Source organism: Candidatus Cloacimonadota bacterium (assembly GCA_021734245.1).
Lineage (GTDB): Bacteria > Cloacimonadota > Cloacimonadia > Cloacimonadales > TCS61 > B137-G9.
On record JAIPJH010000008.1, the window covers coordinates 1 to 13,090 of the forward strand.

At 38.9% G+C, this 13,090-nt stretch carries 8 protein-coding genes; 3 read left to right on the top strand and 5 right to left on the bottom strand.

Annotated elements, in window-relative coordinates:
- Positions 1 to 5,315: carboxypeptidase regulatory-like domain-containing protein (locus tag K9N40_02435; GenBank protein MCF7813320.1), on the top strand; the 5,315-nt coding region annotated here is incomplete at its 5' end.
- A gap of 153 nt (positions 5,316 to 5,468) precedes the next feature.
- On the opposite strand, the gene K9N40_02440 is transcribed toward K9N40_02435, so the two are convergent.
- Positions 5,469 to 6,569, bottom strand: a complete 1,101-nt coding sequence (locus K9N40_02440; protein MCF7813321.1) for an aminopeptidase — start codon at positions 6,567 to 6,569, stop codon at positions 5,469 to 5,471.
- A gap of 391 nt (positions 6,570 to 6,960) precedes the next feature.
- Between K9N40_02440 and K9N40_02445 the strand changes: the two genes are divergently transcribed.
- Positions 6,961 to 8,493, top strand: coding sequence for a TrkH family potassium uptake protein (locus K9N40_02445; protein ID MCF7813322.1), 1,533 nt, complete (start codon positions 6,961 to 6,963; stop codon positions 8,491 to 8,493).
- 19 nt (positions 8,494 to 8,512) lie between these two features.
- Positions 8,513 to 9,994, top strand: coding sequence for a potassium transporter KtrB (locus K9N40_02450; GenBank protein ID MCF7813323.1), 1,482 nt, complete (start codon positions 8,513 to 8,515; stop codon positions 9,992 to 9,994).
- A 183-nt stretch (positions 9,995 to 10,177) separates the two neighbouring features.
- Here the strand turns inward: K9N40_02450 and K9N40_02455 are convergent, their stop codons facing one another.
- From K9N40_02455 to K9N40_02470, 4 genes are all read right to left on the bottom strand, one after another.
- Entirely contained in the window at positions 10,178 to 10,909 is a 732-nt protein-coding gene (locus tag K9N40_02455) for a TPM domain-containing protein (GenBank protein ID MCF7813324.1), read from the bottom strand.
- Complete coding sequence (locus K9N40_02460) at positions 10,906 to 11,580, bottom strand: TPM domain-containing protein (GenBank protein ID MCF7813325.1); 675 nt, start codon at positions 11,578 to 11,580, stop codon at positions 10,906 to 10,908. Before K9N40_02460 ends, K9N40_02455 begins: the two co-directional genes overlap by 4 nt.
- Positions 11,581 to 11,777: 197 nt before the next feature.
- Positions 11,778 to 12,389, bottom strand: coding sequence for a LemA family protein (locus tag K9N40_02465; protein ID MCF7813326.1), 612 nt, complete (start codon positions 12,387 to 12,389; stop codon positions 11,778 to 11,780).
- Between the two features lie 435 nt (positions 12,390 to 12,824).
- Positions 12,825 to 13,085: a hypothetical protein gene (locus K9N40_02470; GenBank protein MCF7813327.1), complete on the bottom strand. Its 261-nt coding sequence runs from the start codon at positions 13,083 to 13,085 to the stop codon at positions 12,825 to 12,827.
- Positions 13,086 to 13,090: the final 5 nt, after the last annotated feature.

Here is a 13,090-nt window from a genome sequence, read left to right on the forward strand (position 1 = left end):
GATCAGGATTTGTAAAAGATGAGGTTTTCTACAATAACGGCAGTATCTTTCCAGAGCAAATTGTCCAGCTTGGCACGCCAGCGATCTTGCGCGGCTTGCGAGTAGTTAATCTCACGATCAATCCTTTCCAGTACGATCCAGTCAAACAGGAATTACGAATAATCAGCAATATCCAGGTAGCAGTGCATACAACAGGATTTGGCGGCGAGAACGAAGTAACACGGAGTAATTTCCAACTCTCACGCGCATTTGAACCACTTTACAAAGCCACAGTTCTCAACTACGATGAGATCACAAGCCGGGAAGATAATTTTCAGGATCCCAGCTATCTGTTTATTCATACCAACGACACCTCAGTAGAAGATGCACTTTCCTATCTGGTGGACTGGAAACATCAGAAAGGCTTTGATGTATCGACGCATGGCGTGAATAGCGGCACCAGTTTCAATACGATCAAATCTTATATCCAAACCGCTTATGATACGTGGCAGAACCCTCCTGAATATGTTTGTTTTGTAGGTGATGCTGAAGGATCCTACAATATTCCGACGGATTATTCCGGCGGTTATGGTGGTGGTGATCACGGCTATGCCCGTTTGGATGGAACGGATATTCTGGCTGATGTCTACCTGGGCAGACTTTCATTCAACTCGATAACAGAATTGCAGACAATAATTTATAAAATACTGTATTATGAGAAAGAGCCTTACATGGCTCAGACAGACTGGTATGAGGAAGCTACGATGGTGGGTGACGTGAGTTCTTCATCAGGGACATCAACTCGAGATACCAAAATCCACTGTGAAGAAATGATGCTTCAACACAATCCTAACTATACCTTCCATGAATATTTCAGTGGCGGATATTCCAGTGGCATGACAAATACGATCAACAGCGGAATCAGCTACATGAACTATCGTGGTTATGCCGGTATGAGCGGTTTTGGTAATAGTAATATCCAGACATTGAACAACGGCTTCATGATGCCAGTAGCTACTTTTCCCACCTGCGGAACCGGAACTTTCTACAGTGGTACCAGCCGCAGCGAAGCTTTCATTCGCGTGGGAACACCGGGACAGCCACGAGGAGCTATCGCAGCTTATGGAACAGCTACACTTTCTACTCATACCTGTTTCAATAATATCGTCGATGCCGGGACTTATTACGGTCTTTTTGCTGATAGGATCTTCAATATGGGTGGTGCACTTACAAGAGGTAAACTTGCCCTTTATCTGAGTTATCCCAATCAGCCCAACTATGTGGCAAATTTTTCCCAATGGAATACTCTTATGGGCGATCCGGGTATGGAAGTATGGACAGGAGTACCGCAGGAATTAGTAGTAGCTTATGAACCCCAGCTTGGAATCGGGGCTAATACTATTTCCGTGAATGTCCAAGATGCAAACGGCCAGGCAGTAGAAAATGCCTGGGTAACAGCACTTATGGGCAATGATGATATCTTTGCTACTGGCTATACAGACGCAGCAGGAAATATCGTATTGGAGATCAATGCCCAGGAAGCCGGTAATGCCAATCTTACCGTAACCAAACACAATTACATTCCACATCTGGGCAGCTTCGATGTAGGTCAATTAGATAGATTTGTAAATATCTTTGATTATCAGATCGATGATGATAACAATGGAACCTCTACGGGTAATAACGATGGCGTTATCAATCCTGGTGAAACCATTGAATTGGTAGTAGGATTAGAAAATTTCGGAACAATAACTGCAAGTGGTATAACAGCAACTATCAGTAGTAATGATGCTTATATCACGATCTCAGATGCTACAGAAGATTATGGTGATATTGCTTCAGGAGTAACGGTATTCTCACCGGATGATTTTGATTTTTCCGTTGATGCAGACGTGACAGGGGGAATGGAAGTTCATCTTACCTTTACGATCGAAGATAACCTGGGCAATACCTGGTACGATTATCTTTCACTTCCAGTGGAAGGAGCCAGTCTTGTTGTAACCGATTATGATCTTCCCGGCAATACCAACGGAATCTGGGAACCGGGTGAGACCACCAACCTTTCACTTACCATTGAAAACCCCGGCACAGTTGCAGCTAATGATGTTTATGGAATCTTATCTCTGGATGATGACTGGTTCACTATCAATACCAATGATGTACAGTTTGGCACAGTAAACGCAGGTGGACAAGCCAATAATACTACTACTCCTTTTGAAGTAATGGCAGCCAGCACCGTATTACCCGGCAGCCAGTTTACGGGTGAAGTTCTGCTATATAATGCAGCAGGCTATGCCAACTCAACCAGTTTTATGATCACCGTAGGAGAAGCAACTATAACTGATCCCTTAGGTCCTGATGCTTATGGCTATTACTGCTATGACGACGGTGATGTAAATTATTACAACGTTCCCGAATACAACTGGATCGATACAAGCACAGGAACACAACTTTCACTTAGCGATCCCGGAGAGACCGGAGATACAGACGATATTACCAATCTTCCGATCACGTTCAAGTTTTACGGAGTAGAATATAACAGTTTAACCGTATCCTCGAATGGCTGGATAGCACCTGGGCAGAGTGGATCAACTTCTTTTATGAACTGGCAGATCCCGGGTCCGCAAGGTCCGTCTCCGATGATCGCACCCTTCTGGGACGATCTGGTAACAGGAGCAGGCTCATCAGTGAAATATCTTTATGACTCAGCCCAGAACTATTTTGTAATTACCTGGGAGAATTTGAAGAATGAATATAATACTAACTCTCTTGAAACCTTCCAGGTAATCCTTTACGATGCGAATTATTATCCAACTTCAACTGGCGATAGTGAGATCAAGTTCCAGTATCAGGAGTTCAATAACATCGATGTAGGCAGTTATCCATCCAATCATGGACAGTACTGCACAGTAGGACTGGAAGATCACACAGGCTTACGTGGTTTGGAATACACATTCAACAACCAATATCCACTCCAAGCCAAACCACTCCAGGATGAAATGGCTCTGCTCTTTACAGGACCACCTATTCAGTTTAACGAACCATTTTTGACAATGGGTGGACTTGTCTTGAATGATCAAAATGGAAATGGTCAGGCAGATTATGCTGAAACCATAAACCTGGATGTAATGATCAATAATATCGGTCAGCAATCAGCGACAAATGTTTCAGCGGTAATTTCTGCTTCCGATCCAAACATTACTATCACCACAGATAATGCAAATTACAATACGATTCAAGGAAGTGCTTCTGGTACGAATATTACACCATTTGTATTTGATATTGCAGAAGATTGTCCCAATGGGCACGTTGTTCCTTTTACAATAAATTTAACATCAGATCAAGATGAATGGGAGTTGTATTTTACAGTTGAATTGAATGCTCCTGTCATCGATTATAATTCAATATTCGTAGATGACGGAAATAATAATATTCTCGATCCGGGTGAAACTGCCGACATGTATGTTTCATTTGAAAACAGTGGTGGAGCTGATGCTTACAATCTTTTAACGATTTTGAGTGAATTTGATCCCTATATCGAATTGAATTCTGCCAATTATACTTTTACTTCTTTGAATGCCGGAACAATCGGGACAGCCGAATTCAATATAACAGCAGATGCTTCCGCTCCTGTTGGTCATATGGCAAGTGTTGACTGGGCAATGAACGGAGATTATAATTTTTCCGTTAATGGAATGTTCCAGGTAGTAATTTCTCAGGTTCCGGTATTGATGGAAGAAGATTTCAGCGGAACCTTCCCGCCGACGGACTGGTCTACAAGTGGCGGTGGAAATTGGCAGCAGGGAACTGGTAATAATGCTGGTGGAATTACACCTGAAGCGGAATTCTACTGGAGTCCGTCTGCATTGGCTACTCAGCGGCTTATCACAATGCCAATGAACACAGCCGGTAGTGCAGCGCTTGATTTGGAATTTAAACACTATCTGAATGATTTCAGTGGTGGTGGATATCAGATAAAAGTTCAAACTACCAGTGATGGAACAACCTGGAATGATGCCTGGTCGATAACTCCAACTGGTGATATTGGACCGGAAATTATTGATATAGATGTTGCAACTCCGGATGTGGGTTCCACAACTTTCCAAATGGCATTTGTTTTCGATGGAGATTCCTGGGATCTTAACTGGTGGAATGTCGACGATGTTCATTTGGAAGGCGGTCAGGGAGCGCAACTTGGATTTATTCAGGGAACTGTAACTTTGGATGGTGGAAGTGGAGACGTGGAAGATGTAATAGTTTCAGCCGGAAATTATAGTACTTCTCCCGATGAATTTGGAATTTACATTATTCCAATTCCTGCAGGAACTTACGATCTGACAGCTGAACTTGCAGGATATACAACTGGTGAAGAAAATGATGTTGTAGTAAATGCAGGACTTACAACTACAATCGATTTCATACTTTCCTACTTGCAGGCTCCGCAAAATCTGGCAGCCGATGTGATGAGTAATGATGTGATCTTAAACTGGGAAATGCCGACTGAAAATGTAAGTAGAAATGCAAATCCAATTCATCAAAGATCGCAACAAAGTAGAAACAATCTTACAGATAAAAAATCTTCATCTGCAACTGAAAATTCCAGAGATTTAACAGGATTCAAGATTTATAGAAATAATTCCATGATAGCAGAAGTTAACAATCCAAGTACAATGGAGTATCTGGATGAATTCCTGCCAGCAGGAGATCATTCCTATTTCGTAACCGCAGTTTACGACGACGTTACAGAATCTGAGTCTTCCAATATTGTGGATGTGACGATAGTATTAAATGTGCCAACTGATCTGCAGGCAGATGTAATTGATGATGATGTAGAATTAAGTTGGACTGCTCCGGCGGATAATAGAAGCATTACAGGATATCGAATTTACCGAAACAACAATGAAATCGCTGTGACGACTGAAACTACTTACACAGACGAAGATTTAAGCTTGGGAAGTTATACCTATTTTGTGAAAGCAGAATATGGACCTTATCTCTCCGATCCTTCCAATGAAGTGGTGGTGGAACTTACAGATGCAATGAATATTATCATTCCAGAGCGAACTGCACTTCTGGGAAATCATCCCAACCCCTTCAATCCTGAAACAGAAATTTCTCTGGCTTTAAAAGAAAATAGTTTTGTTACTTTGGAAATCTACAACATCAAAGGTCAGAAGATCAGAACTTTACTGAATGATGAGATGCCAGCCGGAATTCATTCTTTAATTTGGAAAGGTGAAGATGATGCCGGCAAACAGGCAGCCAGCGGGGTTTATTTCTATAAGATGAAAGCAGGTAATATCTTACAGACTAAAAAAATGATCCTCATGAAATAGTCCTTTGGGAATTTCACAGGACAGGTCTTGATGAAATAAAATTGAAAATAACCTTGCGGATGGTCTTTCGACCTCCGCAATGGTTTTTTTATATTGAGAAGATTTTGAGTTTTTTCAGAAAACATAGCGGATATTTTTGGTTATGATTTATGATCAAATCAAAAATTTTCCATCCTCGTAAAACAGTTCATCATCGGCAAATATCCTGCCGCCATTTCTCATATTGCACAGCATATCCCAATGGATTACCGACTGATTAATTCCTTTTGATTCGGGAATTGATCGCCCCAAAGCCATGTGAACTGTGCCGCCGATTTTTTCATCGAAAAGCATGTGCTTTACAAAGTTTTTGATACCGTAATTTGTACCGATTGCCACTTCTCCCACAAAACGTGATCCTTCATCTGTATCCAATACTTTATTCAGAAATTCTTCACCTTTGGCTGCGGTTGCCCTGATTGCTTTGCCTTTTTCAAACCAGATTCTCACATCTTCGATCTCTCTATTTTGAAATATAGCAGGATAACTGAAGCGGATATGGCCTTCCACGCTGAATTCCAAAGGACCTGTAAAAACTTCGCCATCGGGGAAATTGACCTTTCCACAGCAATTAACCCAGTTTCTATCTGCTATTTTCATGGAAATATCGGTATCTTGTGCCACGATGCGAAGTTCAGTTTTCCGGTTCAAAAAATCACAGATTTTCTGCTGCTTTTCTTCCACGATCTTCCAGGCTGCTACTGGATCTGCTTCATCAAGTTTACAGGCAGAATAGACAAAATCTTCAAATTCGGAAAGTGACATATTTGCTTCCTGAGCATTGGCTTGAGTGGGAAACATGGTTCCACACCAACGCATTTTGCCCGAAGCCAGTCTTGCCGAATACAACTTCTGCAATTCCTGTCGTCCTCGGCTGAACATCTGAATTCTGGAAGGATTAATATTGGAAAGTGAACGGGTGTTTTCATTTCCCATCAAAGTAAGAAAAGCATCGAAAGTTTTAACAGCTGTAATATCGAATTCATGAGTAAATTTCAGCTGATCATCATCTGCTTCTTTCAAAAGAAGTTCCGTGATATCTCCCCAACCGATGCGAAGCTTGGGATGAGCTCCAGCTTCCAAAGCATATTTATAACAAGCTTTTGCCAAAGGCAGGGAAGTGATGTCGGCATTTATCATCAAAGTTTCATTCTTCTGCATAGCTAACGAATAATTTATCAAAACTTCGGCATGTTTCAAAATACGATGATCCATATTTCCACCCCTGAGTTTTTTTTATTATGAAAAGAGATTAAAATACCTGATTCTGGCAAGAACAAAATTCCACGGTGAACAGCAAAGCTCGCTTAAAGGTAGATTGGTAACAAATATATTGACATGATTAATTTGGATTTGTGGATAGAAACTATAAAATATTTAAAGGATTATTTGTGAATAATTGTTACAAAAGATTAGGAATATAATTTGAATAATGAATAAAAAGAAATCCAATAATAAGCAAGTCCAGTTATTTTTTACTCGCTTAAGTCATCTAATCCGAATATTATTGAATCTCATAGTGTTCTTCATCGTGGTTGTTTTTATGTTGAAAATAGTCAAATTACAACCGATATGGGAACATAATTTTACTCTAATTATCAGCTTAATGATTATAATTTATTGGATTGGTAAATATTTTTCCGCACCCAGAGTTTTTAATATTTTAAATACTATTCCAGATATCATATTTATTTTAGTCGGGATATTCGTTATCAATTCCGAACAGATATTTCAGTTTTATCTATTGGGAAGGCAAACTTATATTTTAATTAAAAGAGAAACAGTTCCGCAAACCGGCGGAAAATTTTTGGAAAAACTTTCGGATAATCCGCCGATCTTAGTTCTCTACAGTTTTATTCTGGCTATTTTTATTGGAAGTCTTTTACTGATGCTGCCTGCCGCCACAGTAAATGGTGAAGAAACAACTTTGCTGGGAGCACTTTTCACCTCTACATCTGCCACTTGTGTTACCGGTTTGATTGTTTATGATACAGGAACCCATTTTACTATCTTCGGGCAAATAATAATTCTCATGCTGATCCAGATTGGTGGCTTGGGAATCATGACCATTTCAAGTGCCTTTGCCATTCTGCTGGGGCAGAATCTCACTTTGAAAAGTGAGAATATGATTCAAAACGTGGTAGGTGAATCTAACAAACTTGATATGCTCAGCTTGATCCGCAATATTGTACTGGTTACTTTTATGTTTGAATTGATCGGTGTTATGATTTTATATCTTTCATTTCAAAATGAAGTATACAGTACAGGAAAAGCAATTTATCATGCTGTCTTTCATTCAATTTCTGCTTTTTGTAATGCTGGTTTCAGTTTATATTCAGATAGCTTCATGGCTTACAAATCAAATTTGAATGTTAATTTTGTCATCACGGGATTGATCATTTTTGGTGGGATAGGCTTTCCTGTGTTAGTTGATATAAAAAAAAGTCTATTTAATAAATTTCGGGTATCAAGATTATCCCTGCATTCTAAAATAGTATTAACCAGTACTGTGATTCTTATTTTGATAGGAACAATCGCTTTCTTTATTTCAGAATATAATAATGAAATGGAAAGGATGAATCTTAAGGATAGAATGTTAACCTCCTATTTTCAGTCTGTTACTACCAGAACAGCCGGTTTCAATACCATAGATAATGCAAATATCAGTAAAGGCTCGGTTTTTATTTCAGCCATTTTAATGTTCATCGGTGCTTCGCCGGGCTCTACAGGCGGTGGTATCAAGACTACAGCTTTAGTTATCATCTTGGTAGCAGTGCTTTCTTTGTTTCGAGGGCATCAGGATGTAAATGTCTTTAAACGCAAAGTCTCCATTGATATCATAAAACGTGTTATGGCATTGATAGCACTTTCGGTAGGATTGCTGTCGATTATGATCTATTTATTACTGCTAATTGAACCATTTGGCTTCGAACAGATATTATTCGAAGCGTTTTCTGCTTATGGCACAGTGGGGTTATCGATGGGAATAACAGCTTCTCTTTCCAGTTTGGGAAAAATAATTATTATCCTTCTGATGTATTTTGGCAGGGTAGGATTGCTTACTCTAATTTTTGCTTTATCGAAGAATATTGATAAAACACACTTTAGTTATACTGAAGAAAAGATAATAATTGGCTAGAAGTTAAAGTGGAGAAACCATGAAATTAGTTAAAATCCATTTGAGTAACCGAAGACCGGAAATATCATTATTTTTAGGATATCTGTCCTATGTAATTTTTGGTTATATATTTCTGTCATTTGCATTTTGCAGAAATATTAATATTCCGGGAATAGACACATTATTTACAGTAGTTTCTGCAATCTCTACTACAGGATTGAGCACTGTGAATATAGGAGCAGATTATAACTTCTGGGGTCAACTGGGAATTCTTATTTTAATACAACTCGGTGGTATCGGATATATGACTTTCGGATCATTTATTGTATTATCTGTTAAGAGAAGATTGTCACAAAATAGAAAGTCCATTCACGCAACAGCCTTTAGTTTACCAAAAGATTTCAGTATAAAGAAATTCATTTCCAGCATTGTTATCTACACTTTTATCATTGAACTGATAGGAGTTTATTTTTTATATACTGCCTTCCAATATGACGATAGAGCTAATGTACTTTGGAGTTCAGTATTTCATAGCATCTCGGCTTTTTGTACTGCTGGTTTCAGTCTTTATCCAAACAGTTTTGAATCGTATGCAAATACTCCATATCTGAATATTGTAATATTTTGTTTAAGTTTTCTTGGAGCTATCGGTTATATTGTCATGGTAGATGTATGGCTGGTTTTAAAAGGAAAAAAGAGTTCTATTACCTTTACCAGTAAAATAATTTTGAGTACTTCCATCATTTTACTCATATTTGGAACTTTTTCGATATTCTTTGATTTTCTACTACACTCTAAAACTGTTTTAAATCAATCAAACACATTTCTCCAGTCTTTTTTCCAAACGATGACCTCATTAACCACGGTTGGTTTCAACACCATTCCAATAAACGAACTTCGCTCATCATCATTATTTATAATTTCTTTATTGATGATAATCGGTGCATCTCCATCCGGTACAGGTGGAGGTATCAAATCCACAACGGTAAGTGCTTTATTTGGGATATTGGGAAGTTTATTTTCAAAAAATAAAGAATATATCAAATACAATAATAAACGAGATTTCCTGAAAAAAGAAAAGAAAAATTCTAATGCTTTTCTTAGAATGTTTTTAACTTCCAAACAGGAAAAGATAAAAGAAGAAACCAAAAATGATAATGATAAATTTGATTCTATTTTCGGAGAAGTATTTAAAATAAAACTAATGAATCGGACAATCCCTTATGATAGAGTTTTGCATGCTGTTGCATCGTTCATCTTTTATGTGATAATTCTCAGTATCGGATTTCTTTTATTATTGCTAACGGAAAGCTTTAGCTTTGAAGAACTTTTCTTTGAGTCTGCTTCCGCTCTGGGAACAGTTGGCTTAAGTATGGGCATTACCGGCGGTTTAACCGGGATTGGAAAATTCATCACAATCATTTTGATGTTTATTGGCCGTATCGGACCGATTACTTTTGGAATTGTACTATTCAATCGAGATTTCAACAAATCAAAAGAATATGAAGATATCGTAATTTAGATGGGATCATTTTGAAATAAAAAAATCACCGTTTTACCTCAAGCCTGTGTATTGAGGTAAATCCGATATCTTTCTGCCTGAGATTCTTCCTGAGAAAAACTGAAAGGAACTATCTGTATTATAACCATTGCGAAGGTCTGTAGCCATTCGCAAGGTTTCTACTTGTGGTCTGTTGCGATGAAATTACCAGCCGCCGGAAGCACCACCTCCACCGAAGCCGCCTCCGCCACCTGAAAAACCGCCAAATCCACCGCCACCGCTGCGTCCGCGACCTCCACCCAGTACGCTTCCCAGGAAAAGCGCTGTGAATAATCCGCCGCGACGTCTGCGACCGAAACCACCAAAGAAGATCATGAATAGAAAAATAAGCAGTCCAAAGGGAATCTGAGCACGTCCGTTTTCTTCTTTTTCAGATTGAGCTATCTGCTGATCGGTGATCTTCAGTTCATCGGTCAAAACACCAGTAATTGCCTGAACACCGGCTGCAACGCCGTTATAAAATTCTCCTTTTTTGAAGTAAGGTGTAATGTAATTTCGAATTATATATCCGCTTTTAGCATCGGTGAGATAACCTTCCAAACCGTAGCCAACTTCGATGCGCAGCTTCTTTTCCTGGATGGCAACCAACAATATTACACCGTTATCCTCACCTGGCTGTCCGATCTTCCATTCATCAGCAACTTTAATGGAATAACTTTCCAGATTTTCACCTTCCAAAGATTTGATAGTAAGAACAGCAATCTGAATAGATGATCTATTTTCAAACTGAGTCAGATAACTTTCCAGGTTACGTTCTTCCTGACTGTTCAAGATGCCGGCATAATCATTAATTCTACCTTTCAAGGATGGAACCTTAAGAGCAGTCAACTGAGAAATAACGAGGATCAAGATTAATAAAGATATGATTTTTTTCATGATTTCAGCTCCTCGATATCGTTGGCAAGCTCGTTCTTATCATCTGCTTTTATGGGGAAGTGTTCAGTTAATATTTGTCCGCAATCCAAGATTGATTTCACCAGATTATCTGTGAAATTACCACTTTTTATACCATTAATAATATGATCGACAATATTTTGCCATCTGCTTTGCTCGATCTTTGCATTAATTCCACTATCAGCCAGCAGCACAACTCTGCGTTCCAGAAGCGAGATGAAAATGAGGATGCCGGTACGATCTCGTGTGTAGGAAATTCCTGATTCCATGAAGTGCAGAAGTGCTCTTTCATAAACTTTTTTGTGTAGTTTTTTATTGGGAACAATAAGGCGATCGATGGATGAAATATTTGCCAGGAAATAGAAAATAGTTCCTGCTACAAAAGTGGAAAAACCGTAAAAAGCGACCAGATGTGCGCTGGAATAATCCCAGAACATGCTCTGCAGCCAGGCTTTGATTTGCGGCACAAAAAGCAGCATCACCACGAAATAGACAAATCCGGTGATAACAGCAAAGATCAGTTCGTAAATGGCATAATCATAGCTTTCCCTGATGAATGCTGTGGCAATTTCACCGGAAGTTGTACTTTCTGCTTTCTTCACTGCTTCCGAAATTTTTTGTTTATCTTTTTCATTCAATTTGAATTTTGGCATATGCTCTCCATTATTTTTTTAGCAACTAACAAACACGATTAAATTTCGTCATTTCACGATTAAACTTCATAACAAGTTTTAGCTCCCCTTTGAAAGGTGAGACACAGAGGGGTTTTTTGAATGAATGATAAGAAAAGATCATTAACTTAACCCTCTTTAATTCCCCCTTCTAAAGGTGGACTATTTTTTTGACATATTTAGAACTCTACTTTGGGAGCTACTTCGGTACCTTCTACAGCTTCGAAATATGGTTTCTGGCTGAAACCGAACATGTTTGCCAGGAAAGCACGAGGGAATTGTTTGATATAGATGTTATAAGATTTAGCCGTTTCATTGAAGCGTTTGCGTTCCACAGCAATGCGGTTTTCGGTGCCTTCCAGTTGATCCTGCAGAGTCAGGAAATTCTGATTTGCTTTCAATTCGGGATAGTTTTCCTGCACGACCATAAGTCTTTGTAAAGCTCCGCTGAGAGTAGCTTGAGCCTGCTGATATTTTTCGAACATGGCCGGATCATTTAAGACTTCTTCACCAATATTTACCATTCCACCCAGTTTGGCGCGAGCTTCGGTAACAGCCTGAAATGTTTCCTTCTCGTGTGAGGCGTAACCTTTCACAGTTTCCACCAGATTCGGGATCAGGTCGTAGCGGCGTTGATACTGATTTTCCACCTGGCTCCACTTTTCTTTTACACTTTCATCCATCGTTACCATGTTGTTGTAGGAACGCACTCCCCAGCTGTAAATTGAAATGGCAATGATGATAAAAATAGCTGCGACAATCAGGCAACCCATCAAAAATTTGTTTTTCATTTATCCTCCAGATTTATATTTTTTAATGATCTGGATTGAGTTTTAAAGTATGAAATTTGGTGTCAAGTTGTATGTGGATAGATGCATGCCCCGAAAAATTTGGAAGGTATAAATCTAATCTATTGTAATAAATGAAATTGTTGCTATTTTACCCATCCAAAACCTTATCCAGCAAAGCTCACGAATTCATTCGTGGGAATCTTGATACTTACTGGAAAATAAATATTTTTCGGAGGATGCGTGGTATGTGGATAGATTATTTTTTTGACATTAGATTTTTTTATTAACCTTGCGAAGGTCGAACAAGCAAGATGTTCCAAAACCTTCGCAAGGAATTTACATTTTACGCCGAGATTATTCCATAGAACAACGTAGTAAGAAACGTCAGAAAGACGGCTCAATAGATCTGTATTTTTTTAAATCTCCTTTATCCAGTTAACCAGGACTTTGGCAGCAAAGATTGCCATTAGCTGTCCAGGCTGACCAGTAAATCTCATCTCCCTTAGGTGATATAGCAATTTGGCAATGCTCTGCCCAGGTAGAATCTGAAACTATTCCGGGTGCAAATACTTCAGGAGTTAAACCGGGCGGTTTTAAACCAAAATACTGCTCTTCAACTGGAACAAAATTCTTTTCCATTTGATTGCAGCTGAATATACTTAATCCTATAAATATTGTACTTAGTATTTTTATCATACTCA